Raw genomic sequence first — 26899 nt, forward strand, 5'->3', positions numbered from 1 at the left:
TTGTCTCCGAAACGGAAGTTGTGAAGGAGTCGCCTGATGTCCGTGTCCCGCCGTACCGTCCTGGCCGCCTCGGCCCTGGGTGTGGCCGCTGTGCCCGCCGTCTCGGCCCTCACCGGTGCCGCGACCCCCGCCGCGCGCGCCGATCCGAAACCGGGCGGATTCGAATTCGGGCTCGGCATCGCCGATCTCACCGGCCCGGCCGCGGAATGCGGCATGATGGGCTACTCGCAACTCGATCAGGCGACCGCCGGAATTCATCTGCGGCCCCGGGCACGCGCGTTCGTGATCGGCGCCGACGGAAATCGCATCGCTTACGTCGCGGTGGAGAACGGCGCGGTGTTCGGCTCGGTACACGGCGGGGTACTGCTCGCCCTCGCGCAGCGTTTCGGCGACCGCTATACCGAGCGAAATGTGGTGCTCACCTCGACCCACACCCACGCCAGTTGTGGCGGCTCCGCGCACGACTACGCCTATACGCTGGCGACGCTGGGATTTCAGCAGCAGGTCTACGACGCCGAGGTGAACGGCATCGTCGAGGCGATCGTCGCCGCCGACGCCGATTTCGGGCCGGGCGCCATCGCGCTGGGCCGGGCGACCCTGCACGACGCCAGCGTGAACCGGTCCCGCGTCGCCTTCGAGCGCAATCCCGAGGCCGAGCGCGCGGTTTTCCCCGACGCCATCGACCCGGCCGTGACCACGCTGGTCTTCACCAGGGCGGGCCGCGAGGTCGGCGCGCTGACCTGGTTCGCCACCCACAACACCTCCATGACCAACGCCAACCGGCTGATCAGCTCGGACAACAAGGGCTACGCCAGCTTCGCCGCCGAACACATCGAGCACGGCGTGCGGCATCTCGACGGCGCGCCGTCCTACATCGCGGCGTTCGCGCAGACCAATGCCGGTGACATGTCGCCCAATCTGAATCTGCGTCCTGGCGACGGACCGACCACCGACGAGTTCGAGAACACCAGGATCCTCGGCGAGCGCCAGCACGACGCGTCGAGAGCGGCTGCCGCGCACGCGGTGTCGATGGCGGCCTCGGTCTCCGCGTCGCTGTGCTACATCGACCTCGCCGATATCGCGGTGGACGGCCGCTTCACCCCGGACGGGGCGCCGCGGCGCACTTCGGCTGCCGCCGCGGGTGTTTCGCTGGCCGCGGGCAGTGTGGAGGACGGGCCCGGCCTGCCCGGCGGGCCGATTCCCGAGGGCGTGCGCAATCCGATGGTCGATTTCCTCGGCGGGATCGATCATCCGCATCCGGCGTGGCTGGCGGACGCGCAGGCGCCCAAGGCGGTCGCGGTGCCGCTGGGTCTGCTCCCGCCGGTGGCCTGGGTGCCGAATGTGGTGCCGATCCAGCTGATCCGGATCGGCGGGCTCTATCTGGCCGCGGCGGGCGCTGAGTTCACCATCGTCGCCGGGTTGCGGGTGCGGCGGGCGGTGGCGGCGGTGCTCGGTGTCGATCCCGAGCAGGTGCTGCTGCAGGGCTACGCGAACTCCTACCACGAGTACGTCACCACGCCGGAGGAGTACGACGCGCAGCAGTACGAGGGCGCCTCGACGCTGTTCGGCCGCTACACGCTGTGCGCGTATCAGCAGGAGTTCGCCCGGCTGGCCGCCGCGTTCGTCGCGGGCGGGGCGATCGGGCGCGGTCCGGCGCCGCGCGATGTCTCCGCGCTCCAGCCGAACTTCGCCACCGTGCCCGGCCCGGACGCGACCCCGCAGGGCCGTGGCTTCGGCGACGTCCTGGTGCAGCCGCCCGCGCGATGCGCGCCCGGCGAGCGGGTGGCGGTCGAATTCGTCTCGGCCCATCCGAAACACAACCCGCGACGCGGTGACACCTTCCTCGAGGTGCAGCGCCGCACCGGCGCGGGCGACTGGGCGCGGGTGGCCAACGAGGGCGAGTGGGACGTGCGATTCCACTGGCGCAAGGAGAGCGACGCGGTCTCCATCGCCAGGTTCACCTGGGACGTGCCCGCGACCGCCGCGGGCGTGCACCGGTTCGTGCACTACGCCGACGCGCTGGGCGCCGACGGCGCGCTGCGTCCGGTCACCGGGACCAGTGCCGAATTCGAGGTGACCGGCTAGTCGGTCGACAGACCCACCTGCGCGCCCTTGTCGCCACGGCGGGCCGAGCGCAGCTGGGCCAGGTAGATCGAGACGCCGAGCACGCCGACCGCCAGCCCCATCAGGCACACCGGCCTGGCCTCTGACCAGGCCGGATTCAGCCACACCAGGGCGGTCGCGACGAGCCAGGCGACGAATCCGGCCACCACCACCGGACGCGGATCTACCAGACTTCGGGGCAGTTCGGGGACCGCCGAGCTGACGTGACCGTTATCCATACCCAAACAGTAGCCGCGTGAAACACATCAGGTGGCGCGGACGTACCGTAGAGTTCTGCACTGTGACAACGCCATCGGACGTCCGTGCCCTGGCCGGTGATCTCTCACTGGCCGTCGTACGGCTCACGCGACACCTGCGCGGCCGCCGTGCCGACGCGCAGATCTCGCTCACCCAGCTGTCGGCTCTGGCGACGCTGGCGCGTGATGGTGCCATGACCCCCGGGGCGCTCGCGGGCAAGGAACGGGTGCAGCCGCCGTCGATGACCCGCGTCATCGCGTCGCTGTCGGACCTGGACCTGGTGCAGCGCCGTCCGCATCCGACCGACGGCAGGCAGATCATCGTCTCCCTGTCCCCGGCCGGGCGCGCGCTGGTGGCCGACGAGACCAGTGCCCGCGAGGCCTGGATGACCGATCAGCTCGCGCGCCTGGAGCCGGAGCAGATCGAGATCCTGGACCGGGCGGTCGAGATCATGAACCAGATCGTCGCCGAGTCCGAGTGATCAGCGCGCCTCGTCGGAGTCGACGACTTCGTGGCCCAGCGGGAACAGCGACAGCGGCACCAGCTTGAGGTTCGCCCAGGCGAAGGGCAGGCCGATGATCGTCACCGCCAGCGCGATGCTGGTCGCGATGTGACCGATCGCCAGCCACCAGCCCGCGAAGATGAACCAGATGATGTTGCCGATCAGCGAACCGGCGCCCGCGCCCGGTTTGTCGACCACGCTGCGCCCGAACGGCCACAGCACGTAACCGGCGATCCGCAGTGACGCGATACCGAAGGGGATGGTGATGATGAGGATGAAGCAGATCAGGGCGGCCAGCAGGTAGCCGAGGGCCATCCAGAAACCGCACAGCACCACCCACAGGATGTTCAAGATCAACTGCACGATCTTCATGCATCCATCATGCCAGGATTGTCCAGTGGCCGAAGTGATCGACATCGACGACCCCGCCGACCCGAGGGTCGACGACTTCCGTGACCTGTCCTCCGCCGACCGCAGGCCCGACCTGCCGGGGCGCAAGGGCCTGGTCATCGCCGAGGGTGTCGTTGTCGTACAGCGGATGCTCGCCTCCCGGTTCACCCCCAGCGCGCTGCTGGGTGTCGGGAAACGCTACGAGGCGCTGGCCGAGGACCTGGCGGGCCGCGACATCCCGTACTACCGGGCCAGTGCCGAGGTGATGGCCGAGGTGGTCGGCTTCCATCTCAACCGGGGTGTGCTCGCGGTGGCGCCGCGGCCGACCGAGCTGTCGGTCGACGACGTGCTCGACGGCGCCCGCACGGTGGCGGTGCTGGAGGGCGTCAACGATCACGAGAACCTGGGCTCGATGTTCCGCAACGCGGCCGGGCTCGGCGCGGACGCGGTGCTCTTCGGCGACCGCTGCGCCGATCCGCTGTATCGGCGCGCGGTCCGCGTCTCGATGGGGCACGTGCTGCGGGTGCCGTTCGCGCAGCTGCCGACCTGGCCGGACGGGCTGGAGCTGGTGCGCGAGCGTGGCTTCCAGATCATCGCGCTGACGCCGAATCCGGCGGCGGTGAACCTGGCGACGGCGATGACGGGGAAGCGGGTCGCGCTGCTGCTCGGCGCGGAGGGCCCAGGACTGACCGAGGAAGCCATGCGCGCCACCGATGTTCGCGCGCGAATTCCGATGTCGCCGGGCACCGATTCGCTCAATGTCGCGACGGCGGCGGCGATGGCCTTCTACGAGCGGGTGCGAAAATCGTGAAGCAGGAACCGGACGGTCCCTATCGCGCGCAACCGGATTCGGTGCCGTGGGCCGCGGGCAGCACGGTGGTGGTGCTGGTCGCGGTGCTGAGCGCCGTGGCGGTGTACGCGTTCGGGGCCGCGCTGGCGACCGTCCACTGGCTGCTCGCGGTGGCCGTGAACGTGGTCGCCGCGATCGGGGTGGCGCCGACCGCGTGGCGCTGGCGGTTCACGCCGGTGGTGCGGTGGGTGCTGGCGGGCGCGGCGCTCGGGGTGGTGCTGGGCTGGCTGACGCTGCTCGGCGAACAGCTCGGCTGAACCGGCTCACAGCACCCGGTCGGTCCGGTGCAGCCAGCCGAACAGGCCGCGCTTGCGCCGGGTGGCCGCACCGGGGCTGGCCGTTTGCAGCTGTGGTGGCTGCGGTGCCTGACCCTTCGGGTACAGGGTGAAGCCGCAGACCGCCAGGTCGCCGGGGACCAGGCCGCCCGGCTCGGCCGGGGTGCGGTAGCGGAAGCCGAGCCATTCGTCGTTGGCGGCGTCGGCGAAGTCGGGCGGATCGAAGGGCAGCGACTGCGGTCCGGGATGGTCGGCGGCCTGCCACGGCACCGGATGGTCACCGGCCCAGAACGGCCGCTCCCACACCATCGGCAGCCCCTCGTTCTCCAGGATGTCGACCCGGGTGGAACTGAACGAGCGCCGGAACTCCCCGCGCTCCCAGTGCGCGAACGCGCCCCAGTGCAGCTTGGCGTCGAAGGAGACCAGGTAGGTGTGCTCGGAGGCCAGCGGGCGCACCAGCAGATCCGGCAGCTTCGTCGGCCGCACCAGGGCGGCCTCGGCCGTGCACACGACCGTCAGCCCCGGATAGCACCCGATGTAGACCTCGTCCCGATCCGGCGCGGCGCACCCGTTCAGCGTGCCGATCATGATCGGCCGCACATCGTGCTCGGCGTACAACTGCCCGGCCAGCGCCGCGGCGGCCGCCGGGTCGGGCTCGGGCCGCTCCCGCAGCACGGCCACGGGATCGGGCGTGTCGACATACCAGAGCGTGGAAGCGGAAAACACCGGCAACCACCTCCCACCTCGACCGAATCACCAGCTCACGCAAGAACATGGATAACTCACCGGGAGCGGGCCACCTCGACCCCGCCGACCACCACCGGCCGCCGACGAACCCCGACCCCGCACCGCAGCCCGGACGAAAAACCCCGGGGCGGCGGTCAGTGTCCGGAGCTGCGGACGCCGAGGAGGACGTCCTCCCAGGACGGCATCGGCGCCTTGCCGCGCTTGGCCCGTGCGGGCTTGGCGGCGGGCTTCTCCGGCGTCGCCGGCTTCTCCGGAGCGGGCTCCTTCGCCACCGGCTCCTTGTCCTGCTGCGCCACCGGCTGCGCCGGCGTCGCGGGAACGGCCGGGATCGGCGCCGCGGGGACCGGGGCGGCCGGAATCGCCGCCGCGCCACCACCGGCGGCGACCGCGCGCTGCTCGTAGTACTCGTCCAGCGTCGGCTGGGCGGGCCGGGCCGTCGGACGCGCGGTCGGGGCGACCTGCTCGCGCGGGCGCGGCTCGACCGGGGTCGGCGGCTCCACGATCGGCGGGGCCTTCTCCACCGGGGTGGGCAGGATGGTGGCCAGCCCGCGCAACGCGCGCCCGAAATCGGGATCGATCAGGTCGTTGGCCGGGTCGTCGAGCGGGGAGACCGAGCCGCCGTGCGCGTCCGGCTGGTAGCGCCAGTGCGCGGCGATCTCGGAGTGTCCGTGCCGCCACTGCAATTGGGCGACCCAGAATCCCTTTTCGTCTTTCCAGGCGTCCCATTCGGCCTGTTCGATGGTGTGACCGCGTTCGGCGAAGGCCGCGGTGACGATCTCGTGCAGCGTTTCCAGCGCCGGACCGTCCGGGCGCACCGGATGCGCTTTCTGCGCCAGTTCGGCGGCGCGGGCGCGCTCCAGCAACACCGGGTAGGCGAAACGTTCGACTTTGGTGGCCGGCATCCCGGACTCCGCCGTGACCTGCTCGACGGACGCACCGGCTCGAATACGGGCCTGGATATCGCGAGGACGCATAGACGCTTCCGTTTCGATCTCGATCTGGCCGAATCGTGCGAGGTCGCCGCGCGCCGCCGCGCGGAGCTTGTCGTCGGCGGGCAACCGGAACTTGGTGCCGGACTCGGTGTCACTGCACACGATGTGCGTGGAGTCGGGCGTCACCCCGATCACTCGAAGTTCACGCACCGTTACCTCCCTATCGCGTCGGCTACGACACCGCCCACTTTCCTAGACAGTAGTGCACATTACTTGCCCGCGGCAGCAGACACGCACGACCGAAATCGCGCACCGGGACCCCAGGTCCCGCTAATCTGATCGGCTCACCATACGAATCCTGGTCGTGTGCAGGGAGTTTGGTGATAGATCAACATCAAATACCGGCCCGCGGCGGTGTGCTCGAATGCAAATGTTGCGAACCCGTGGAGAACCCGACGCAAAGGGCCGGTGCCCGATGAACCGGAAAAAGTTCATCGGGCACCGGCCCTGATTGCGGTCTTATCTCAGAGCTGACCGACGACCCAGTCGATCGAGCGGGTCAGCTGCGAAACGTCTTCCGGATCGATCGCCGGGAACATGCCGACGCGGAGCTGGTTACGGCCCAGCTTCCGGTACGGCTCGGTGTCGACGATGCCGTTGGCCCGCAGGATCTTCGCGACCTGGGCGGCGTCGACCGCGTCGTCGAAGTCGATGGTGCCGACAACCTGCGAACGATGCGCCGGATCGGTGACGTACGGGGTGGCGAAGGAGCTCGACTCGGCCCACGAGTACAGGCGCGAGGACGAGTCGAGGGTGCGCTTGACGGTCCAGTCCAGGCCGCCGTTGGCGTTCATCCACTCGATCTGGTCGGCGAACAGCAGCAGGGTGGCCAGCGCCGGGGTGTTGTAGGTCTGGTCCTTGGTGGAGTTGTCGATGGCGATCGGCAGCGACAGGAACTCCGGGGTCCAGCGGCCCGAGGCCTTGATCTCCTCGACGCGGGCCAGCGCGGCCGGGCTCATGATCGCGATCCACAGGCCACCGTCGGCGGCGAAGCACTTCTGCGGGGCGAAGTAGTACACGTCGGAGTCGGCGATGTTCACCGGCAGGCCGCCCGCGCCGGAGGTGGCGTCGATGGCGATCAGGGCGTTCTCCGAGCCGGCCGGACGCGAGACCGGGATGGACACACCGGTCGAGGTCTCGTTGTGGGCCCAGCCGATGAGGTCGACCGACGGGTCCGAGACGGGCTCGGGCGCGCTGCCCGGCTCCGACGAGACGACGATCGGGTCACCGATGAACGGGTTGCCCTTGGCGACCGAGGCGAACTTCGAGGAGAACTCGCCGTTGGTCAGGTGCAGCGAGCGCTCGCGGATCAGGCCGAAGGCGGCGGCGTCCCAGAACGCGGTGGTGCCACCGTTGCCGAGCACCACTTCGTAGCCCTCGGGCAGGGAGAACAGCTCACGCAGGCCGTTGCGCACCCGCGCCACGACGTCCTTGACCGGCTTCTGGCGATGCGAGGTGCCGAACACCGAGGCGCCGACAGTCACCAGGGACTGCAGCTGCTCCGGGCGGACCTTGGACGGGCCGCAGCCGAACCGTCCGTCGGCGGGCTTGAGGTCGGCGGGAATGGTCGGGAACGCACTGGTCATGGGGGCGAGTTTAGTGGTCCGCCGATGGTCGAACGCGCACGGGGGCGAGGTCACCGAGCGGCTGTGAGGCGGCCCACTCGTGCGCGCGGTCGGTTGGACGCTTGCTCAGGATGTGTGGGTCGGAAGTCGGCCGAGTCGGCGGTCGCGTGGCCGCCGAGGCGCTGGCCCGGGATCGGGCGCCGCCGATCGTCTCCACCGGGTCGCCGCCGTCGCGCTCGGGCGGATGCGCCGGATCGCCGGGTCGGCGGCATCGGGACCGCGCGCGGTTCGCGCCTTGATCGCGACTGTAGGTGCGGGCGGGTGCGGGGAATTTGCCCCTGTCGGAAGGTGGTTCGCATTACGCTTTCGCTATGAGCCTCGCCGTGGCCGACTCGGGTCGGACCCTGTTCGACCGGTTCGCCTGGGCGTTCGGGCGGCGGCCGGGATTGCTGGCCGAGAGTTCCCGGCGGGAACTGCTGATCAGGGGGTTGCCCGCGACGGCCACCGTGCTGTCGGTACGGTCCCGGCGCGGGGAAGGCGGCTACCGGATCTCGGTGCGGGTGCAGCTGCCCGGCGAGCTGGCCTACGACGCGCGGGTGCGGCAGCGGGTCCGTAGCCAGGACCTGGAATGGATGCAGCCCGGCGACGCCGTCGGCTGCCGGGTCGATCCGGGTGATCGCGAACGCGTGGTGCTGTTCATCCCCGAGGTGCCACAGTCGGGCCGCAGCGCGGCCGCCAAGATCCTGGCCAACGGCCGCCGCGCCGAGGCCACGGTCCTCGCCGTCGCCCCCATCGCCGCCGACTACACCGGCCGCGACGACCCGGTCCTGCGCCTCGACCTGGAGCTGCGCGCCTGGGACGAGCCGACCCCGTGGCGGGTCCGCCTCATCCAGCCGGTACCCCTGGCCGCGGTCGGTCTCATCGAACTCGGCACCCGCCTCGACGCCGCCTTCTTCACCGTCGATCGCGGCGCCTCCGTCGCCATCGACTTCACCAGCCTGACCTGATCACAGCCTGATCGGCAGGCGCCGGGCCCGCTCCTACCGACGGACGGCGGCGAATCGGGGCACGCGCAACCGGTGGACGGCAGCAACCGGCAACCCGCGAGTACCGCGGACGGCGGCGGATCCGGGCATGCGCAACCGGTGGACGGCGGCGGCCGGCGCCTGCGAGTACTGCGGACCGCGGCGGATCGGGGCCCGCGGTACCGGTGGACGGTGGAGACCCGGCGTCCGCGACTACAGGTGGACGAAGGTGAACCCGGACGCGCGCAGTGCCGGAATCGCGGCGGCCATCCCCGCCGCCGTACCCGACTTCGGTCGGTGCATATGGGCGAGCACGATGCCGCCGGGCGCGGCCGCGCTCATCGCGCGCTGGACCTGGGCCGCCGACGCGGTGGCGCCGAAGTCGGCGTTGACCGTGAACCCGAGCGGGATCTCGCCCAGCTCGTTGACGATGGTGACCGCGACGTCGTCGTAGTGGGCGGTTCCGGCGCGGAAGAACCGCGGCGCCCGCCCGGTCAGCTCGAGCAGGCGTTCGTGATTGGCCCACACCTCGTGCACGGCCTCCTCGGCCGACGCGGTGCCCGCGATGGTGTAGGCGGCCCGCCCGGTCACCGAGAGCGGCTTGTGCGCGACACCGTGACTCGCCAGCTCGAACAGCGGGTTCGCGGCCAGCCGCTGGACCCGGCCGGGATCCGCGTCGACCCAGCGCTTGTTGAGGAACAGCGTCGCCGGAACTCGCTCGGCAACCAGTAGGTCGATCAGCGCCTGATCGATCTCGCCGTTGCCCGGCCCGCCGCAGGCGTCGAAGGTGAGCGCCAGCTGCTTGCCCGCGGCCGGGAAACCGCTGGTGATGCCGGGCAGATCGACACCCCACGCGTGCGGCCGCGCACCCGCGTGCCGGGCGGCGACCGCGGCGGGGGAGACGGCGGGCGGCGCGGCAACGGTGGAGATCGGTCGCGCGGACATCGGCGCGACGCCGGATGGTCCGCCTGTGATCGGCCCGGCGCCGGATGGCCCGCCGGCGAGCGGCGTGGCACTCGACGACCCGGGGGCAACCTCGGGCGCGGCCGAATCACCCTGCGCGGCAGCACAGCCGGTGATCACACTCGCCGCGAGCGCGGCACCAGCGCCGAAAAGCCCACGCCGGGACAGACCCTCGTTCCGCACCGCCCACCCTTATCGTTCAGGTCGGCTGAACACTACCTCCGCCGAGCACATCCACCAGGCCGAACAGGCCGTCTACCTGCCGTGTTCCGCGAGCAGATCATGTCGGCACCGGGTTGCGCGGCGACGAACAGTCGCTGAACAGCGAACGACCGGGCGCCGGCGGCCGGGGAGGCCGTCGACGCCCGGTCGGGCGATGCGGGGTGGGTCAGCCGGCGATGGTGGACCAGCCGGCGACTTCCTCGGGGGTGCGGGGGCCGGGGCCGGTGTAGATGGCGGCCGGGCGGACGAGCTTGCCCAGCTGCTTCTGCTCCAGGATGTGCGCGCACCAGCCCGCGGTCCGGCCGCAGGTGAACATGGCGGGCATCATGTGCGCGGGGACCTCGGCGAAGTCCAGGATCACCGCGGCCCAGAACTCGACATTGGTCTCGATGGCACGGTCCGGACGACGCTCGCGCAGCTCGGCCAGGGCGGCCTGCTCCAGCGCGGCGGCGACCTCGAAGCGCGGGGCGTCGAGGCGCTTGGCGGTGGCGCGCAGCACGCGGGCGCGCGGGTCCTCGGCCCGGTACACCCGGTGGCCGAAGCCCATCAGCTTCTCCTTGCGGTCGAGGATGCCCTTGACCAGCGCGCGGGCATCGCCGCTCTGCTCGACGGCCTCGATCATCGGGAGCACGCGGGCGGGGGCGCCGCCGTGCAGCGGGCCGGACATGGCGCCGATCGCGCCCGACAGCGACGCCGCCACGTCGGCGCCGGTGGAGGCGATGACGCGGGCGGTGAAGGTGGAGGCGTTCATGCCGTGCTCGGCCGCCGACACCCAGTAGGCGTCGATCGCCTCGGTGTGGCGCGGGTCCGGGTCACCCTTCCAGCGGGTCATGAACCGCTCGGTGACCGTGGTGCACTCGTCGATCTTGCGCTGCGGAACGGCGGGCTGGTAGATGCCGCGGGCGGACTGGGCCACATAGGACAGCGCCATCACCGAGGCGCGGGCCAGGTTCTCGCGGGCGGTCTCGTCGTCGATGTCGAGCAGCGGCTCGTAGCCCCAGATCGGGGCGAGCATGGCCAGGCCGGCCTGTACGTCGACGCGCACGTCACCGGTGTGCACCGGCAGCGGGAAGGGCTCGGCGGGCGGGAGACCGCGGCCGAACTGGCCGTCGACCAGCAGGGCCCACACGTCGCCGAAGGTGACCCGATTGGCGACCAGATCCTCGATGTCGACGCCGCGATAACGTAGCGCGCCACCATCCTTGTCCGGCTCGGCGATGTCGGTGGTGAAGGCCACCACGCCTTCCAATCCGCTGACGAAATCCTGTGGTACCGAGCTGGTAGTCATGGTGACTCTCCTTGCAGGGGCATGCCGATCTTTCTGAACCATAGCCCTGGGGATACCGGGTAGTAACGTCGCCCCTGGCCTGACCTCGACCCCTTCCCGGCCGACGTCCCGGCGTACCGTCTGTCCCCATGGTTGACCAGGAACCCGCGACCGCGGCAGACCTCGCCGCGATGCGCGTCGACTACGGCGACCCGCTGTCGGTGCCCGAGGAGACCGACCTCGACGAGACCTGGGTGGCAGGCGGCTGGGAACCGTTGCTGCGCCGCTGGATCGAGCAGGCGCGCGGCCTCGGCATCGCCGAATCCAACGCGATGGTGCTGGCCACCGTGTCGCTCACCGGCCCCGCCCCGCGCCCGGTCGCGCGCACCGTGCTGTGCAAGGGCCTCGCGCCCGAGGGCATCACCTTCTACACCAACTACGACTCGGCCAAGGGCAACCAGCTCGCCGCCGACCCGTACGCCGCGGCGACCTTCGTCTGGCCCGCGCTGGCCAGGCAGGTCCACCTGCGCGGGATCACCGAGCGGGTGTCGCCCGAGGTGACCGCGGCCTACTGGCAGACCCGCCCGCGCGACTCGCGCCTGGGCGCCTGGGCCTCGCGGCAGTCGCGGCCCGCGGCCTCGCGCGCCGAGGTGGACCGGTCGCTGGCCGAGACCACCGCCCGCTTCGCCGACGTCGACGACATCCCGGTACCGCCGTTCTGGGGCGGCTACCTGCTGCGGCCCGACGAGGTGGAGTTCTGGCAGGGCAGACGCGGCAGGCTGCACAACCGGATCGTCCTGCGGATCGGCGACGCAGGCACAACCGTGGAACGTTTGCAGCCCTAACGAGCGGTGGGCTATGTCACCGAGCGCATCCGTTCTCGGATCGCCCGGCAGTGGCTAATCTGCGGCGAGTGAGACTGCTCGCCGACACCGAACCCCTGCGTCACCCCGACTACCGCAGGCTCTGGACGACCAACATCGTCACCGTCATCGGCGCGCAGCTCTCGGTGGTCGCGGTTCCGCAGCAGATCTTCCAGATCACCGGCAGTTCCGGGTACGTCGGCCTGGCCGGCCTGTTCGGCCTGATCCCGCTGATCGTGTTCGGCCTGTGGGGCGGCGCGCTGGCCGACGTGATGGACCGGCGCACGCTGCTGATCATCACCACCGCGGGCACCGGCGTGACGGCGGTGGCGTTCTGGGTGCAGGCCGCCCTCGGGATGAACAACGTGTGGCTGGTGCTCGGCCTGTTCGCCGCCCAGCAGGCGTTCTTCGCGGTCAACCAGCCCACCCGCAGCGCGGCCATCGCGCGGCTGCTGCCGCCCGAGCAGATCGCCGCGGCCAGTTCGCTGAGCATGACGGTGCAGAACGTGGGCATGATCGCGGGCCCGGTGCTGGCCGGTCTGCTCATCCCGGTGCTCGGCCTGCCGACGCTGTACCTGATCGACGCGATCGCCCTGCTCGCGACGGTGTGGGCGGTGTGGAAACTGCCCGCCTTCCCGCCGACGGGCGATCAGCGCCGCGCCGGGCTGCGCGCCGTCATCGACGGCTTCCGCTACCTGACCGGGCAGCGCATCCTGCTCGCCTCGTTCGTCGTCGACATCATCGCCATGGTGTTCGGCATGCCGCGCGCGCTGTTCCCGCAGATCGCGCACGAGACCTTCCACGACCCGGCCGAGGGCGGCGTCGCGCTCGGCCTGCTGTTCGCGGCCATCTCGGCGGGCGCGGTGCTGGGCGGGGTGTTCTCCGGCTGGGTGCCGCGGATCCGCAGGCAGGGCCTGGCGGTGATCGTCTGCATCGTGATCTGGGGCGTGGCGATGATCGGGTTCGGCCTGGCGGTGGGGCTGGCGGGGCACCTGTTCGGGCTCGGCGTGTGGCTGTGGATCGCGGTGGCCTTCCTGGCCCTCGGCGGCGCGGTCGACATGATCTCGGCGGCGCTGCGCACGGCGATGTTGCTCAACGTCTCCACCGACGAGATGCGCGGCCGCCTGCAGGGCGTGTTCATCGTGGTTGTCGCAGGTGGGCCGCGGATCGGTGATGTTGCCCACGGTTTCGCCGCGGCGAGCCTGGGTACCGCTGTAGCTGCCGCGGGTGGCGGTGTCCTGGTCGTCATCGGGGTGGTGCTGGCGGCATTGGCCTTCCCCGCCTTCGTCCGCTACCGGGTGACCCGCGCGCATTCCGATTCTCTGGTCAATTGAGCTGTGCGAGAAGGGAATACATGGTTTTCGCCGATCCGCGACGACCGGGTTCCGCCGCCCTGCGCGGAGCCGGTCCGTGACGTCGGTGAACAGGGGATCGGCGCAGGTCGGCACCTGTGCGCCGACCTCACCGCCGATCGGCTCCGGTGTGAGAACGGCGCAGGACAACCCTGATTGCTCGTCTCGACCGAACAACAGCTAGCGTTAGCGCAAGTGCACCGCGTGCCGACCGCACCGGTGCCTACGGTTCTAGCCTGAGAGGGATCCTTCCGTGCCCGCTGAGAACATCACCAACGTCGCCGATGACGCCAAGGCGGTACTGCAGTACCCCGGAGGCGAGTTCCCGATCTCGGTCACCAAGGCCGCAGAGGGCAACGACGGACTCGACTTGGGCAAGCTGCTGGCCAGCACCGGTTACGTCACCTACGACCCCGGTTTCATGAACACCGCGTCGACCAAGTCGGCCATCACCTACATCGACGGTGAAGCGGGCATCCTGCGCTACCGCGGCTACCCGATCGACCAGCTGGCGGGCCGCTCGACCTTCATCGAGGTCAGCTACCTGCTCATCTACGGCGAGCTGCCGACCCAGGCCCAGCTCGACGACTTCACCGATCGCATCCGCCGCCACACCCTGCTGCACGAGGACCTGAAGCGGTTCTTCGACGGCTTCCCGCGCAACGCGCACCCGATGCCGGTGCTGTCGTCCGCGGTGAACGCGCTGTCGGCGTACTACCAGGACTCGCTGGACCCGCGCGACCCCGAGCAGGTCGAGCTGTCCACCATCCGCCTGCTGGCCAAGCTGCCCACCATCGCGGCCTACTCGTACAAGAAGTCGGTCGGCCAGCCGTTCCTCTACCCGGACAACTCGCTGTCGCTGGTGGAGAACTTCCTGCGGATGACCTTCGGCTTCCCGGCCGAGCCCTACGAGGTCGACCCGGAGATCGCCGCCGCGCTCGACATGCTGCTGATCCTGCACGCCGACCACGAGCAGAACTGCTCCACCTCGACCGTGCGCCTCGTCGGCTCCTCCGACGCCAACCTGTTCACCTCGGTGTCCGGTGGCATCAACGCGCTGTGGGGCCCGCTGCACGGCGGCGCCAACCAGGCCGTGCTCGAGATGCTCGACGAGATCAAGGCCAACGGCGGTGACGTCAAGGAGTTCATCCGCAAGGTCAAGAACAAGGAAGACGGCGTGAAGCTCATGGGCTTCGGGCACCGCGTCTACCGCAACTACGACCCGCGCGCCACCCTGGTCAAGCAGGCCGCCGACAAGATCCTGTCGAAGATCGGTGGCGACGACCAGCTGCTCGATATCGCCAAGCAGCTCGAAGAGGCCGCCCTCACCGACGACTACTTCGTCTCGCGTCGGCTGTACCCGAACGTCGACTTCTACACCGGCGTCATCTACCGGGCCATGGGCTTCCCGACCCGCATGTTCACCGTGCTCTTCGCCATGGGCCGCCTGCCCGGCTGGATCGCCCACTGGCGCGAGATGCACTCCGAGCCGCTCAAGATCGGCCGCCCGCGCCAGATCTACACCGGTTACGGTGAGCGTGACTACCGCGATATCGCTGGTCGTTAGTCCGAACCGAAACTATCGAAGGGGATAGCCGAATGACCAAGCCGGAGATCGAATTCCAGGAGGGCCCCGCGCCCACCGAGCTCGTGATCAAGGACCTCGTCGAGGGCGAAGGCAAGGAAGCGGTGCCCGGTGGCACCGTCGAGGTGCACTACGTCGGCGTCGAGTTCGACAGCGGCGAGCAGTTCGACTCTTCGTGGGACCGCGGCGAGTCCATCACCTTCCCGCTGCGCGGCCTGATCCAGGGCTGGCAGGAAGGCATTCCCGGCATGAAGGTCGGCGGCCGCCGCCAGCTGACCATCCCGCCGGAGCTCGCCTACGGCCCCGCCGGCGCAGGCCACCACCTCTCCGGCAAGACCCTGGTCTTCGTGATCGACCTGCTCAACGCGAACTGACCAGCCGAACGCCACTGTGGCCGGGTTCCCTTCGGAACCCGGCCACAGTTGTCTGTGCGTAGGTGCTCTCAGCGGGTGAGGTCGGCCATCGGTATTTCGCCGACGACGACGTGACTGAGCGCGACGATGCCGCGATGGATCTGGTGCAGTCGGTATTCCCTGGCATGCGCGTCGAGGCGGAACTCGAGCACCTCCTCGATCCCGAACTTGGCGTCCAGCATGACCACGAGATAGAGCGGTATCCCGACCCGCGCGTACTGTGCCTTCTTGTCCAACAGGTCCTCGGCCGCCGTCGACGGCGATGACACCTCCACCACGATCAACGCGTCGGAGGCCTCGGGTTTCGCGCCCGGCCTGTCCAGGCAGCGGTAGAGCACCACGTCGGGGCGCCGGAAGGTGAACTTCGGAACGCGCCACAGCACCACGTCGATGTCGGTGTCGACCCGGATGCACGGCTCGGTGCTTGGCAGCCGCTCCATCGCGTCGGCCAGGCGCCGGGCGATGCGATTGTGTTCCGGGGTCGGCGATTCGCACACGATGACGTGCCCGTGGACCACTTCGATCTCGCGCGCCGCGGCCTCCGGCAGCCGGAGGTATTCCTCCTCGGTCATCAGATGAGGGAGCGAATCCGTGGGCTGGATCGTCATGCCGGTGAGCATACCGCCCGGTCGTCGGCGACCTTGTGGCCTGGAAGAACGCCTCTCGACGAGAGGGACCGCGATGCCCGGTGTCTACTCGTGGACGACTTCGACCGGGTCGGTGAGGGCGAGGGCTAGGGCGGAGTTCTGGGTGGGGCTGCGGGTGGGGAGGGCTTCGATGGCCTTGCCGGTCTGGGTGTTGAGGTTGCCGACGATGGTCTGGAGGGCGCCGACGCCGGTGGTCATCTGTTCGATGGCGGAGGTGATCTGGGTGCCACCCTGTTCGGCGAGGGCGGGCAGGCCCTCGGCGAGTTCGGCGCCCTGGGCGAGCTGGGTGCGGGCGCTGTCGAGCCGGGTGACGACGGTGCGCAGCAGGGTGCCGAGGTCGGTGTTCGGGTCGACGGCGGCGCCGGTCAGGTCGGCCAGGCCGGTCAGCTGGGCGCCCGCCTGACTCGAGATGCCGCGCAGCGCTTCGAGTTTGGTGATGATGTCGGCCAGCTGGGGGTCGGTGGCGAACGGCAGGGCGCGCAGCAGCGGCAGGATCTGGTCCAGGCCGGTGGACAGCGCGGTGGCGCTGCGCTCCACGCCGGCGATGGTGACGCCGGTGGCGCCGAGCGCGTCGGCGAGCTGATTCGCCTGCTTCGTCGCGCCGTCGACGGTCTGGTTCAGCAGCGCGATGGCCGAGGTGAGTTCGCCCGCACCCTGTTTCGCGAAGTCGAGGAAGCCGAGCATCTCCTGCGCGCCGCCGCTGAACTGGGCGGCCCCGTCGGCGGCCGCGTTGACACCGGCGTTGAGCAGCTGGGCGGTGAACTGCACCGAGGTCATCTGATTGCGGGCCTGCGCGACCGCGGCGAGCGCGGCGTCGACCCCGGAGGCGCCGATCCGGTGGGTCACGGCGGCGACCGCCCCGTTCACCACGTTCTCGTCCGCGCCGTCGTGCGCGGCGACGGTAACCTTGGCGCGCTTGGGTTCCGGCGTGGCCAGCGTCGCCATCGACGCGGTGAGATCGGCGGGCAGGGTGATCACCGCGGCGTAGTCGGCGGCGTCGACCTCGCCCGGCTTCGCCACCGTCCACTCGTAGCCGCCCGCGTCCTGGACGGCCTTGGCGACGCGCTCCCCGGTCGGCCCGGTATCGGCGTTGACGAGCGCGAACCCCGTGGGGGCGTCCGACGCGCCTGCGCACGCCGCGATACCACCACCCGCCAGCGCGACAGCAGCGACGAGACAGACCAACCTGGTGCGTTTTCCGATCACGCCGCCGACGGTATCGAGCGAGTTCGCGCCGGGTCGTGGGAGATGTCTGAGAGTTCGGTGAGGACAGCGGCGGCGGTGATAGCCGACCGTGTGCCGGAACCGCCTCCCGCGCGGGCGATTCCCGCTCATCGGGACTCCAAACCGCACCGGAATATGTCGTACGTCACACTGTCTTCCATTGTTTCGCTGGGTCCGATACAAATCTCGAGTCAATCGAGATCGAGATTTCATCGATTCGTCCGGGGGGTTCGGGGATTCGCCGGGGGCATCGGGAGGGAGACATCGAACATGTTCCACCGCACCATCACCCGCGCGAGCCGGCGCGCCTTCGTCGCCGCGCTGCCGCTGGCCGTCGCCACGTCGCTGGTCACCGCGGGTGTCGCGGCCGCTGACGTCGACACCGAGCGTCAGGCGCAGATCGCCACCGGCCTGGCCAGCGCCGGTGCCGCCGATGGCGTCGACTTCCGCACCACCGTCTCGCCGGACCTGCGCACCATCTCCGCGAGCGTCGACAACGGCCGCTTCGTGATCACCCCCGACGCCGTCACCGTGGTCTCGGCCGCCGGTGTCACCGTCGGCGAGGTCCCGCTGAAGCTGAACACCGTCGACGGCAACGCCATCGCGATCGCCTCCGTGGTCTCCGCCGACGGCAAGACCGTGCAGATGGCGCCGCAGCTGTCCGCCGACACCAGCACCGAGCTGAAGGACATCGCCACCAACCCCGAGGCAGGCAACCACGACCCCGTCCAGAACGGTGCGGCCGCCGGTGCCACCATCGGCGCGCTGGCCGCGGCGATCATGTGCGTGCCCGCGCTGGCCGCGTTCATCATCGGCTACGTCTTCTGCGCCATCCCGTCGGTGATCTCCACCGCGCTGACCGGTGCCGTGATCGGCGCCGTCATCGGCCTGGTGATCCCGGAGTCGGTGCCGCAGGTGCTGCCCTGATCTCCGTGGGCGGCTGATCGATAGCTCCGCGATAGCCCCGTCCTCGCGCATCGGCGCGGCGGCGGGGCTTTCGCGCGTCTAGGGCGCGTCGCGGATCGGCAGCTCGACGACCAGGCGAGCGCCGCCGAGCGGACTGTCCTCGAAATAGGCGCGCCCGCCGTGCAACTGGGCCTGCTGGGCCACCAGGGCAAGGCCGAGGCCGGAACCGCCCTTGCTGGCATTGGTGCCGCGGGCGAACCGGGCGAAGACGGCGTCGCGCTCGGCGGGTGGCACGCCGGTGCCGTTGTCGTCGACGGCGATGACGATGCGCTCGCCGGGCGCGCGATGCGCCGAGACGACGGCGTGCGTTGCCCCACCGTGCTTGACCGAGTTGGTCAGCGCGTTGTCGATGGCGAGGCGCAGCCCGGCGGGCAGGCCGCGGGTGACGAGTTCGGCGTCGGTATCGATCCGGACCGAGAGGCCGGGGTTGTGCCGCATGGCGTCGTGGGCGGCCTGGTCGCACAGGTCGGCCACGTCGGTGGGAATGTGGTCGGCCTCGGCGGTGAGGTCGCCGCGGGCCAGGCGTTCCAGGGCGGTGAGGGTGGTCTCGATCCTGGTCTCGTTGCGGGCGAGGTCGTCGAGGATCTCGCGGCGCTGCTCGTCGGTGAGGTCGAGGGTGCGCAGGACCTCGAGGTCGGTGCGGATCGCGGTGAGCGGGGTGCGCAGTTCGTGCGCGGAGACGGCGGCGAAGTCGCGCGCGGTCTCCAGCGCGGCGGCGGTCTCGGCCTGCGCCTCGTCGACGCGGGCCAGCATGGTGTTCACCGCGTCGGCCAGCTTCACCGCCTCGTCGACCCCTGACCCGTCGACCGGCTGGGCGGCGTGGTCCGGGTCGCCGAACGAACTGCGCGCCGAGACCTGCTTGGTCAGCTTCACGATCGGCCCGACCGCGCGCCCGGCCAGCAGCCAGCCCAGTGCCGCGGCCGCCGCCACCGCGATCGCGGCGCCGGCGAGCACCCAGCGCTGCTGATCGGCGGTGGCCTTGGCGGCCTCGGTGGTCGGGATGGCCAGCGAGACGGTGCGACCGGCGGGCTGGTTCTCGGTGGTGGTGAGTACCCGATAGGGCTGGTCGTTGACCTCGACGGTCTGCGAGCCCGGCGGCAGATCGGGCAGCTGGGTGGAGCTGGACGCGGTCACCTGGCCGTTGTCGCGCACGGTGAGCGCCATGGTGGTCTGCAGCCCGGTCAGGTTGACGAAGCCGGTGGCCAGCACCGGCTCGATCAGCACGATCCGCGAGGCGATCTCGAGCTGCTGATCGGTCTGGGTCACATTGTTGCGTTCGATCGCTTGGAAACCCACGAAAGCGGCGATCGAGACGATGACGACGGCACCCGCCGCGGCCGCTCCCGCGACCCTGGTTCGCAGCGAAAACGATTGTCTCCGACGGCGTTTCGGCGGGGCCTCGATCATTTCGGTTCCCGGAGCACGAACCCTACGCCGCGAATCGTGTGCAAAATCCTTGGCGTGTCATCTATTTCGAGTTTGCGTCGCAAGTATCCGACGAACACGTCGACGACATTCGTATCGGCTATGAAATCGTAACCCCACACCAATTCCAGCAGCCGTTCGCGCGTCAACACCACACCCGCATTCCTGGCCAGGGTGGACAACAATTCGAATTCCCGTTTGGTGAGCTCGATTTCCTTGCCGTGCAGCAGCGCGCGGTATCCCGCCACGTCGAGCTGCAGCGGGCCGACGGTGATCGCGCCGGGCGCGACCGGCTCCGGGGTGTCGGTGCGGCGGCGCAGCAGGGCCCGGATCCGGGCCACCAGCTCGGCCAGCTCGAACGGTTTCACCAGGTAGTCGTCGGCGCCGGACTCCAGGCCCGCGATCCGGTCGTCGACCGAGGCGCGGGCGCTGAGCACGCAGACCGGCACGTCGTTGCCCATCGCCCGCAGGGCCGTCACCACGCCCGCGCCGTCGAGCACCGGCATGTTCATGTCGAGGACCACCGCGTCGGGCGCGTGCTCGGACACGGCGCGCAGGGCGGCCGCGCCGTCGCGCGCGACCAGCACCTGGAACCCGGACAGCCGCAGGCCACGTTCGACCGAGGCGAGGACGTCCTCGTCGTCGTCGACGACCAGGACAGTGGAGGCAGCACGATCGGTCACGCCGCAATCCTAGGGGCGGTGGCCGCCACCGGGCCCGATGGTCAGGCCGTGGGGGCCACCGGGTCGCCGTCGAGGTCGGGGGTCGGGGTGTCCTGCGCGGCCGGGGGCGGATTGCCCAGCGGGGGGTTGGCCAGGATGCGGTCGGCCAGCGCGGTGAGCACGGCCGGGTCCTCGATGGTGGCCGGGGTCTCCACGTGTTCACCGGCGGTGAGCTGGCGGATCGTCTTGCGCAGGATCTTGCCGGAACGGGTCTTGGGCAGGCCCGAGACGATGATCGCGCTGTGCAGGGTGGCGATGGCGCCGATCTGCTCGCGCACCCGCTCGGCGAGCTCGGTCCGCAGCTGCTCCGGATCGACCTCGACACCCTGCTTGAGCACCACGTACGCCAGCGGCAGGTGGCCCTTGAGCTCGTCGGGGACGCCGATCACGGCGCATTCGGCGATCGCGTCGTGCCCGGCGATGGCGGCCTCGATGCTGCCCGCCGAGAGCCGGTGCCCGGCCATGTTGATCACGTCGTCGCTGCGGCCAAGGACGTAGAGGTAGCCGTCCTCGTCGAAGTAGCCGGAGTCGCCGGTCAGGTAGTGGCCGGGGAAGGCCGACAGGTACGAGCGGATGAACCGCTCGCGGTCGCGCCACAGGCCGGTCAGCGCGCCGGGCGGCAGTGGCAGCCCGATGACGATGTTGCCCTCGACGCCGGTCGGTACCGGATTGCCGTTCGCGTCGAGCACCCGCAGCCGGTAACCGGGCACCGGCACGCACGAGGAACCGGGCTTGACCGGGAGTTCCTGCAGGCCGAGCGGGTCGGCGCAGATCGGCCAGCCGGTCTCGGTCTGCCACCAGTGATCGACCACCGGGGTGTCGGGGTGCTCGGCGAGCAGGGTGTCGGAGGCCCATTCGAAGGTGGCCGGGTCCAGTCGCTCGCCCGCGCAGAACAGCGCCCGCAGCCTGGACAGGTCGTGGCGACGGGCGGCGGTGGCCTCGGGGTCGGCCCGCCGGATCGCGCGCAACGCCGTCGGCGCGGTGAACAGCACCCGCACGTTGTGCTCGTCGATGATCCGCCAGAAGACGCCCGCGTCGGGGGTGCCGACCGGTTTGCCCTCGTAGAGCACGGTCGTCGCGCCGACAAGCAGCGGCGCGTAGACGATGTAGGAGTGGCCGACGACCCAGCCCACATCGGAGGCCGCCCAGAACACCTGACCTGGGCCGACGTCGTAGATATTGCGCATCGACCAGGCCAGCGCGACCGCGTGCCCGCCGTTGTCGCGGACCACGCCCTTGGGTTTGCCGGTGGTTCCCGAGGTGTAGAGGATGTAGAGCGGATCGGTCGCGGCGACCGAGACCGGCTCGGCCGGGGTCACGTCGGCGACGGTGGCGGCCCAGTCGACCCAGCGGGCCGCGACGGTCTGCTCCGAGGACGGCAGCACGTCGGTGGCCGGCTGCGCGGCCGGGAACTCGATGGTCGGGAACTCGGGGCGCTGCTTGACGATCACCGTGCGCACCGACGCCGTCTGCGCCAGGTCGAGGGCCTGCAGCACGATCGGCGGGTATTCGATGCGGCGGTTGGGCTCGAGCCCGCCCGAGGCGGTGACCACCAGGACCGGTTCGGCGTCGTCGATGCGGGCGGCCAGCTCGGGCGCGGCGAAGCCGCCGAACACCACCGAGTGCACCGCGCCGATGCGGGCGCAGGCCAGCATCGCGATCACGGCCTCGGGGATCATCGGCAGGTAGATCACGACCCGGTCACCGGCGACGACGCCGAGATCACGCATGGCTCCGGCGAATCGGGCGACCTCGTCGAGCAGTTCCGCGTAGGTGTAGACGGTGGTGGTGTCCGTCATAGCGGAGACATATATGAGGGCGGCCTGATCGGCGTGCCCACCCTCGGCGACGGTGCCCGCCCTGACGTGCCGGTCCAGGGCGTTGACGCAGGTATTGAGCCGGGCGTCGGGGAACCAGCGGGCCGCGCGCTTGTCGGCGGCGTCGACGATCTGCTGCGGAGCCACCTCCCACTCGATGGCCTGAGCTGCGGCGGACCAGAAGTCGGCTGGGTCGACCAGACTGGTCTGATAGACCGGTCGGTACTCGTGTTCCACGTCCAAGCCCGTGACTCCCTAGCCTCGCTTCGATGCCCGCTCGATAGATCCTGATGATTGTGGCAGACTTCACGCGACACCCGAGGGGGTGCCGCGACCTTTGGTTTTGCCTGGAACGGGCAGGTCATCGCGCGGACCTCTACCGGGAGTCAGCCAAGAAGTTATTGATCCGTTAGAATCTGATGTCACTTATTCGGGCAGTCGTAGACGCAATTTCTCGGCCAGCCGCAGTTCTCGGCCAGCTAGCCTGGCGAGCCACCATTGCGCCTGTGGAGGTTCGCTGATGGCGCTTGGTAGAGGCCAGTTTGGAAAGTGAGTGGGAGATGCGTGACGCCGCTAGGTCCGGCAGCAAGCGCTGGGCGCTCGGCAACTGGGACCTGCGTTGGAAGGTTACGGCCGTACTGGCCGTGCCGCTCGCGGTCGCGGTCGGGCTCGGCGTGTCGAGAATTACCTCGGAGTTCTCGGAGGCCAACCGACTGTCGAGCATCAATGAGCAGATCGACACGATTCCGTCGGTCACTTCGCTGAGTGCGAGCACCGCGAAGGTGGCGGGTAGCCAGTTGGTGCCCGCGGGCCCCGGGGTCACGATGGTCACCGACAAGGACCTCACCGAACTCGACGCCGCCATCGCGGCGGCCGAGGGCTCGATCGGCCGGTTGACCGATCTGCCGAAGGCGCACGCCGCGCTCGAGCGGATGATCGCGCAGGCCAAGACGGTGCGCGGGCAGGGCAAGGCGATGACGACCTCGGCCGAGCCCGCGCTCGCCTCGGTCGAGCAGATGCGTAAGGAAAGCGTCGACATCGTCGAGACGACCGTCGCGCAGGTGAGCGACCCGGTCATGGACACGGCGAAGCTGCGCCTGGTCGACTCGCTCAACACCCGTTCGCTGCTCGTCGACGAACTCGCCGGTCTCTCGGAGATGCTGCGCGGTATGCCGACGGGAGCGCAGAACTTCCTCACCGGCGTCAGCACCGAGAATCACCTGCTCGAAGTGCTCGCCAACCGCTTCCCGGCCGGTGACCGGGTCGTCGCCGACCTGAAGGCACAGGCCGACACCCGCAAGAACCTGATCAGCGGGCCCGAAGTGCAGGCGGGCAAGCTGCCCGTCGGTGACCTGCGTACCTCGCTGTACACCAGCCTCGTCGGCTACGAGGGCGTGGTCAACGAGGCCACCAAGGCGATCGAGTCCTCGATGGACGAGCTGGCCGCCGCCGCGGCGACCGGCGCGTGGACCTACACCGGCGTCGTCATCGCGACGATCCTCGCCGCGCTTCTGCTCGCCGTGTTCGTCGCGCGCTCGATGATCGTGCCGCTGCACCGCCTGCGCCTGGCCGCGCTGCGCGTCGCCGAATCCGATCTGCCGCACGAGGTCGCCCAGCTCCGTAACGGTGCCGCGCCCGAGGACGTGCCGCTCGAGCCGATGCCGGTGCGCTCGGACGAGGAGATCGGCCAGCTGGCGCGCGCCGTCGACGACATCCACGGTCAGGCGCTGCGCTTGGCGAGTGATCAGGCGCAGATGCGTTCGCAGGTCAACGACATGTTCGAGACCCTGGCCCGGCGCTCCAAGTCGCTCGTCGACCATCAGCTCACCCTCATCGAGGCGATGGAGTACGACGAGAAGGACCCGCGCCTGCTCGAGAACCTCTTCCGGCTCGACCACCTCGCGGCGCGCATGCGCCGTAACGGTGACAACCTGCTCATCCTCGCCGGCACCAAGCAGCGCCGGACCAAGTCGGCCCCGGTCGAGATCGCCGACGTGCTGCGTGCCGCGATCTCCGAGGTCGAGGACTACGAGCGGGTCAAGCTCGGCGCCACTCCGCGTGGCTCGCTGGTCGAACCGGCCGCCTCCGATATGGCGCACCTGTTCGCCGAGCTGCTCGACAACGCGCTGCGGGCCTCCCCGCCGGAGACCGACGTCAAGTTCACCTTCGCCCAGGCCCACGACCAGGGTCTGCTGATCGAGGTGGCCGACCGCGGTATCGGTATGCCGCCCCAGGAGATGTCGGAGATCAACCGCAGGCTCGAGCAGACCGCCGAGCCCGGTCCCGACACCGCCCGCCACATGGGTCTGTTCGTGGTCGGCAGGCTCGCGGAGCGGCACGGGCTGACCGTGCGCCTGCGGCCGACCTTCGACACCGCGCGCGATCCGGGCGTCACCGTCACCGTGCACGTGCCGGTCGGCCTGATCGTCTCCGGTGCCGGTGGCCCGGTGATCCCGCCGCAGCAGGCACCGCAGCAGGCGCCGCAGCAGCAGCGCCCGGCCCCGCAGAACCAGCCGAGCACGATGCAGACCCGCGCGATCACCCGGACTCCGGGCGGCAACGTGATGGTCACCGTCGATCCCGGTGTCAGCAGCGGGCCGATCCCGGCCGGTCAGGGTGGGCTGCCGCAGCGGCAGCCGGGTAACTCGATGGCACAGGGGCTCCAGCAGGACGCCGCCGAGCAGTCCTCGCCGACCCTGCGTCCGCCCGCGCCCGGTCAGGGCAATGTGCCGCAGCGCGGCAAGCTGGCCGCGGCCAACCTGCCCAAGCGCAACCTCGCCGCCGGTGGACCGGGTGGACCCGGTGGACCGCAGCGTCCGCAGGGCGCGCCGTCCGCGCCGGGTCAGCCGGGCGACGCCACGCCCGCCGGTGCGCCGCAGTCGCTGGCCGGTGGTCTGCCGCAGCGCTCGCCGGGTGCCAACGGCGCTCCGGCGCGCGATCAGGCACAGCCGCCGCGCGACACCGCGCCGCCCAAGCGCGACACCACCGCCGGTGGTCTGCCGCAGCGCTCGCCGGGCGCCAACGGCGCGCCGCCGCGCGACCCGTCGGCCGGGCTGCCGCAGCGTCCCGCCAACGGCCTGCCCCAGCGGGACCAGACCGGTGGCCTACCCCAGCGCGATCCGTCCAACGGTCTCCCGCAGCGTGAGCAGACCGGTGGTCTGCCGCAGCGTGACCCCGCGGGCAACGGTGCGCCGCAGCGTGATTCCGGTCCGGTGTCGCGTGATCCGGCGACCGGGCTGCCGCAGCGCTCCCCGTCCAACGGGCTGCCGCAGCGGGACCAGACCGGCGGGCTGCCGCAGCGTGACCCGGCTCCGCGCCTGCCGGGCCGCGAGCAGACCGGTGGTCTCCCGCAGCGTGATCCGTCCAACGGCCTGCCCCAGCGTGAGCAGACCGGTGGTCTCCCGCAGCGTGATCCGTCCAACGGTCTCCCGCAGCGTGAGCAGACCGGCGGCCTGCCCCAGCGTGATCCGTCCAACGGCCTGCCCCAGCGTGAGCAGACCGGTGGTCTCCCGCAGCGCGACCCGGCCAACGGCCTGCCGCAGCGCGGCGCCCAGCCGGGTGGTCTGCCGCAGCGTGATCCGGCCGGTCAGCAGCCGCGTCCGGCCAACGGCCTGCCGCAGCGTGGCGCGCCGGGTACCCCTGCGCCGCAGCGCGATTCCGGCGAGAACGGGCTCCCGCAGCGGGCTCCCGCGGCCGGTCTGCCGCAGCGGGAGGCGCCCAACGGCCTGCCGCAGCGTCCGGCTGCGCCGATTGGGCTGCCGCAGCGCGATCCCGGCGCTACTGTGGTACCGCAGGCGAACGCCGGGCCCGGAGTGGCTCTGCCGCAACGGGATCGGGATCCTGCGGGGCCGGAGAACGCTGCGTCGGCAGGGCGCGATCCGGGTCGGCACAGTTTCCGGTCGAATCCGGCCAAGGCTGCGTCGTTCTTCCAGACCAGGTTGCAGCCGGCACCGGAAGGTGATTCCGTCATGGGCGGAACGCCGATCTTCGCGGAGATGATGTCGGCGTGGCTCACGGATGAGAATTCCGACCGGTCCCAGATGGCCGCTGCCTTCGAATCACCGGGTGACGAAGGATGGCAGGCCGCTCGACGGGCCAGCGAGGCTCAGCCCGAGGTCCGTACCGCTGCGGGCTTGCCTCAGCGCAACCCGGGCGGCAGGCTCGTGCCTGGCGGTGTGACCGGTAAGGCCGACACCACCCCGCAACGTGATCCCGAAACGATCAGGTCCAGCTTGAGTCGTCACCAGCAGGGCGTCCGGGATGGCCGCGCAATGAAGGCAATGAACCTAACCGGAGATAAAGGAGACCGATGAACCCCGATCTAGGTGGTACGAACCGTCAGCTGGATTGGCTGGTTTCGAACTTCGCCAACGAGGTTCCTGGCGTAGCCCATGCCGTCCTGGTCTCGGCTGACGGCCTGCTGATGGCCGCGAGTGCCCAGCTCCCGGTCGACCGCGCGGAGCAGCTCTCCGCCGTCACCGCTGGACTGGCAAGCCTTTCCGTCGGCGTGTCCAATCTGTTCGAAGGCGGTACGGTACTGCAGTCCGTCGTCGAGATGGAGCACGGTTACCTACTGCTCATGGCAGTCGGCGACGGCTCGTATCTCGCAGTCCTGACCAACACCTCGTGTGACATCGGTCAGGTGGGATACGAAATGGCCTTGTTGGTCGAGCGTGTGGGTCAGACCGTCCAGGCCACGCCACGCGTCACGATGGGTTCCTGATGG

Annotated in this window: 24 protein-coding genes; 12 read left to right on the top strand and 12 right to left on the bottom strand. The window is 70.3% G+C overall.

What is annotated here, in order from left to right; translation table 11 throughout:
* The first annotated feature begins 36 nt into the window (after nucleotides 1-36).
* Nucleotides 37-2085 carry a neutral/alkaline ceramidase gene (locus AB0H54_RS17275; RefSeq protein WP_357346371.1) on the top strand — a complete coding sequence of 683 codons (2049 nt, stop codon included), beginning with the start codon at nucleotides 37-39 and terminating at the stop codon, nucleotides 2083-2085.
* Here AB0H54_RS17275 and AB0H54_RS17280 read toward each other — a convergent pair.
* On the bottom strand, nucleotides 2082-2342 hold the full coding sequence (locus AB0H54_RS17280; protein WP_355271106.1) for a DUF2530 domain-containing protein: 261 nt from the start codon (nucleotides 2340-2342) through the stop codon (nucleotides 2082-2084). The two genes, AB0H54_RS17275 and AB0H54_RS17280, sit on opposite strands and share 4 nt — an antisense overlap.
* 62 nt (nucleotides 2343-2404) lie before the next feature.
* On the opposite strand from AB0H54_RS17280, the gene AB0H54_RS17285 reads away from it, so the two are divergent.
* Nucleotides 2405-2842, top strand: coding sequence for a MarR family transcriptional regulator (locus AB0H54_RS17285; protein WP_355271108.1), 438 nt, complete (start codon nucleotides 2405-2407; stop codon nucleotides 2840-2842).
* On the opposite strand, the gene AB0H54_RS17290 is transcribed toward AB0H54_RS17285, so the two are convergent.
* Entirely contained in the window at nucleotides 2843-3235 is a 393-nt protein-coding gene (locus AB0H54_RS17290) for a YccF domain-containing protein (RefSeq protein WP_355271110.1), read from the bottom strand.
* A 25-nt stretch (nucleotides 3236-3260) separates the two neighbouring features.
* Here AB0H54_RS17290 and AB0H54_RS17295 point away from each other — a divergent pair, with 25 nt between their 5' ends.
* Together AB0H54_RS17295 and AB0H54_RS17300 are read left to right on the top strand one after the other, a co-directional pair.
* On the top strand, nucleotides 3261-4064 hold the full coding sequence (locus tag AB0H54_RS17295; RefSeq protein WP_355271112.1) for an RNA methyltransferase: 804 nt from the start codon (nucleotides 3261-3263) through the stop codon (nucleotides 4062-4064).
* Nucleotides 4061-4360, top strand: coding sequence for a DUF2537 domain-containing protein (locus tag AB0H54_RS17300; protein WP_357346372.1), 300 nt, complete (start codon nucleotides 4061-4063; stop codon nucleotides 4358-4360). The genes AB0H54_RS17295 and AB0H54_RS17300 overlap by 4 nt, the downstream gene beginning before the upstream one ends.
* A gap of 6 nt (nucleotides 4361-4366) precedes the next feature.
* On the opposite strand, the gene AB0H54_RS17305 is transcribed toward AB0H54_RS17300, so the two are convergent.
* From AB0H54_RS17305 to serC, 3 genes are all read right to left on the bottom strand, one after another.
* Entirely contained in the window at nucleotides 4367-5104 is a 738-nt protein-coding gene (locus AB0H54_RS17305; protein WP_357346373.1) for a hypothetical protein, read from the bottom strand.
* Between the two features lie 155 nt (nucleotides 5105-5259).
* Nucleotides 5260-6267 carry a septation protein SepH gene (gene sepH, locus AB0H54_RS17310; RefSeq protein ID WP_357346374.1) on the bottom strand — a complete coding sequence of 336 codons (1008 nt, stop codon included), beginning with the start codon at nucleotides 6265-6267 and terminating at the stop codon, nucleotides 5260-5262.
* A gap of 314 nt (nucleotides 6268-6581) precedes the next feature.
* Complete coding sequence (serC, locus tag AB0H54_RS17315) at nucleotides 6582-7703, bottom strand: phosphoserine transaminase (protein WP_218716903.1); 1122 nt, start codon at nucleotides 7701-7703, stop codon at nucleotides 6582-6584.
* Between the two features lie 350 nt (nucleotides 7704-8053).
* Here serC and AB0H54_RS17320 point away from each other — a divergent pair, with 350 nt between their 5' ends.
* Nucleotides 8054-8689 carry a hypothetical protein gene (locus tag AB0H54_RS17320; RefSeq protein ID WP_357346375.1) on the top strand — a complete coding sequence of 212 codons (636 nt, stop codon included), beginning with the start codon at nucleotides 8054-8056 and terminating at the stop codon, nucleotides 8687-8689.
* A 231-nt stretch (nucleotides 8690-8920) separates the two neighbouring features.
* Here AB0H54_RS17320 and AB0H54_RS17325 read toward each other — a convergent pair whose 3' ends face one another.
* Together AB0H54_RS17325 and AB0H54_RS17330 are read right to left on the bottom strand one after the other, a co-directional pair.
* The gene (locus AB0H54_RS17325) at nucleotides 8921-9652 is read right to left on the bottom strand and encodes a polysaccharide deacetylase family protein (protein ID WP_357346376.1); all 732 of its coding nucleotides are present in this window, start codon (nucleotides 9650-9652) and stop codon (nucleotides 8921-8923) included.
* Between the two features lie 406 nt (nucleotides 9653-10058).
* Entirely contained in the window at nucleotides 10059-11180 is a 1122-nt protein-coding gene (locus AB0H54_RS17330; protein WP_030200564.1) for a citrate synthase 2, read from the bottom strand.
* Nucleotides 11181-11308: 128 nt separating this feature from the next.
* Here AB0H54_RS17330 and pdxH point away from each other — a divergent pair, with 128 nt between their 5' ends.
* The 4 genes from pdxH to AB0H54_RS17350 all read left to right on the top strand — a co-directional run bounded on the left by pdxH (nucleotide 11309) and on the right by AB0H54_RS17350 (nucleotide 15333).
* Nucleotides 11309-12004, top strand: coding sequence for a pyridoxamine 5'-phosphate oxidase (gene pdxH / locus AB0H54_RS17335; RefSeq protein WP_357346377.1), 696 nt, complete (start codon nucleotides 11309-11311; stop codon nucleotides 12002-12004).
* Nucleotides 12005-12072: 68 nt separating this feature from the next.
* Nucleotides 12073-13356, top strand: coding sequence for an MFS transporter (locus AB0H54_RS17340; protein ID WP_355271125.1), 1284 nt, complete (start codon nucleotides 12073-12075; stop codon nucleotides 13354-13356).
* Nucleotides 13357-13627: 271 nt separating this feature from the next.
* A complete protein-coding gene (locus AB0H54_RS17345) occupies nucleotides 13628-14941 on the top strand; it encodes a citrate synthase (RefSeq protein ID WP_218716908.1) in 1314 nt (437 codons plus the stop codon).
* Nucleotides 14942-14973: 32 nt separating this feature from the next.
* The gene (locus AB0H54_RS17350) at nucleotides 14974-15333 is read left to right on the top strand and encodes an FKBP-type peptidyl-prolyl cis-trans isomerase (protein ID WP_218716909.1); all 360 of its coding nucleotides are present in this window, start codon (nucleotides 14974-14976) and stop codon (nucleotides 15331-15333) included.
* A 68-nt stretch (nucleotides 15334-15401) separates the two neighbouring features.
* Here AB0H54_RS17350 and AB0H54_RS17355 read toward each other — a convergent pair whose 3' ends face one another.
* Nucleotides 15402-15980, bottom strand: coding sequence for a Uma2 family endonuclease (locus tag AB0H54_RS17355; RefSeq protein WP_357346378.1), 579 nt, complete (start codon nucleotides 15978-15980; stop codon nucleotides 15402-15404).
* Nucleotides 15981-16064: 84 nt separating this feature from the next.
* Nucleotides 16065-17225, bottom strand: a complete 1161-nt coding sequence (locus tag AB0H54_RS17360; RefSeq protein WP_357346379.1) for a hypothetical protein — start codon at nucleotides 17223-17225, stop codon at nucleotides 16065-16067.
* A gap of 288 nt (nucleotides 17226-17513) precedes the next feature.
* Between AB0H54_RS17360 and AB0H54_RS17365 the strand changes: the two genes are divergently transcribed.
* Nucleotides 17514-18170, top strand: a complete 657-nt coding sequence (locus tag AB0H54_RS17365; protein WP_357346380.1) for a hypothetical protein — start codon at nucleotides 17514-17516, stop codon at nucleotides 18168-18170.
* Nucleotides 18171-18248: 78 nt separating this feature from the next.
* On the opposite strand, the gene AB0H54_RS17370 is transcribed toward AB0H54_RS17365, so the two are convergent.
* The 3 genes from AB0H54_RS17370 to AB0H54_RS17380 all read right to left on the bottom strand — a co-directional run bounded on the left by AB0H54_RS17370 (nucleotide 18249) and on the right by AB0H54_RS17380 (nucleotide 22416).
* Nucleotides 18249-19505 carry a HAMP domain-containing sensor histidine kinase gene (locus AB0H54_RS17370; RefSeq protein WP_355271131.1) on the bottom strand — a complete coding sequence of 419 codons (1257 nt, stop codon included), beginning with the start codon at nucleotides 19503-19505 and terminating at the stop codon, nucleotides 18249-18251.
* 107 nt (nucleotides 19506-19612) lie between these two features.
* Nucleotides 19613-20317, bottom strand: a complete 705-nt coding sequence (locus AB0H54_RS17375) for a response regulator transcription factor (protein ID WP_357346381.1) — start codon at nucleotides 20315-20317, stop codon at nucleotides 19613-19615.
* A gap of 41 nt (nucleotides 20318-20358) precedes the next feature.
* Nucleotides 20359-22416 carry an AMP-binding protein gene (locus AB0H54_RS17380; RefSeq protein WP_357346382.1) on the bottom strand — a complete coding sequence of 686 codons (2058 nt, stop codon included), beginning with the start codon at nucleotides 22414-22416 and terminating at the stop codon, nucleotides 20359-20361.
* Between the two features lie 317 nt (nucleotides 22417-22733).
* Between AB0H54_RS17380 and AB0H54_RS17385 the strand changes: the two genes are divergently transcribed.
* Entirely contained in the window at nucleotides 22734-26486 is a 3753-nt protein-coding gene (locus tag AB0H54_RS17385) for an ATP-binding protein (protein ID WP_357346383.1), read from the top strand.
* Nucleotides 26483-26896: a roadblock/LC7 domain-containing protein gene (locus tag AB0H54_RS17390; RefSeq protein WP_011207200.1), complete on the top strand. Its 414-nt coding sequence runs from the start codon at nucleotides 26483-26485 to the stop codon at nucleotides 26894-26896. Before AB0H54_RS17385 ends, AB0H54_RS17390 begins: the two co-directional genes overlap by 4 nt.
* Nucleotides 26897-26899 lie beyond the last annotated feature (3 nt).

It is taken from the genome of Nocardia sp. NPDC050718, assembly GCF_040654235.1.
Taxonomy (GTDB): Bacteria; Actinomycetota; Actinomycetes; order Mycobacteriales; family Mycobacteriaceae; genus Nocardia.

Bases quoted from the DNA above. Each gene is read 5' to 3' on its own strand.
- AB0H54_RS17275 (WP_357346371.1), top strand. From the start codon at position 37: ATGTCCGTGTCCCGCCGTACCGTCCTGGCCGCCTCGGCCCTGGGTGTG.
- AB0H54_RS17280 (WP_355271106.1), bottom strand. From the start codon at position 2,342: ATGGATAACGGTCACGTCAGCTCGGCGGTCCCCGAACTGCCCCGAAGT.
- AB0H54_RS17290 (WP_355271110.1), bottom strand. From the start codon at position 3,235: ATGAAGATCGTGCAGTTGATCTTGAACATCCTGTGGGTGGTGCTGTGC.
- serC (WP_218716903.1), bottom strand. From the start codon at position 7,703: ATGACCAGTGCGTTCCCGACCATTCCCGCCGACCTCAAGCCCGCCGAC.
- AB0H54_RS17320 (WP_357346375.1), top strand. From the start codon at position 8,054: ATGAGCCTCGCCGTGGCCGACTCGGGTCGGACCCTGTTCGACCGGTTC.
- AB0H54_RS17325 (WP_357346376.1), bottom strand. From the start codon at position 9,652: ATGTCCGCGCGACCGATCTCCACCGTTGCCGCGCCGCCCGCCGTCTCC.
- AB0H54_RS17330 (WP_030200564.1), bottom strand. From the start codon at position 11,180: ATGACTACCAGCTCGGTACCACAGGATTTCGTCAGCGGATTGGAAGGC.
- pdxH (WP_357346377.1), top strand. From the start codon at position 11,309: ATGGTTGACCAGGAACCCGCGACCGCGGCAGACCTCGCCGCGATGCGC.
- AB0H54_RS17350 (WP_218716909.1), top strand. From the start codon at position 14,974: ATGACCAAGCCGGAGATCGAATTCCAGGAGGGCCCCGCGCCCACCGAG.
- AB0H54_RS17355 (WP_357346378.1), bottom strand. From the start codon at position 15,980: ATGACGATCCAGCCCACGGATTCGCTCCCTCATCTGATGACCGAGGAG.
- AB0H54_RS17365 (WP_357346380.1), top strand. From the start codon at position 17,514: ATGTTCCACCGCACCATCACCCGCGCGAGCCGGCGCGCCTTCGTCGCC.
- AB0H54_RS17385 (WP_357346383.1), top strand. From the start codon at position 22,734: ATGCGTGACGCCGCTAGGTCCGGCAGCAAGCGCTGGGCGCTCGGCAAC.
- AB0H54_RS17390 (WP_011207200.1), top strand. From the start codon at position 26,483: ATGAACCCCGATCTAGGTGGTACGAACCGTCAGCTGGATTGGCTGGTT.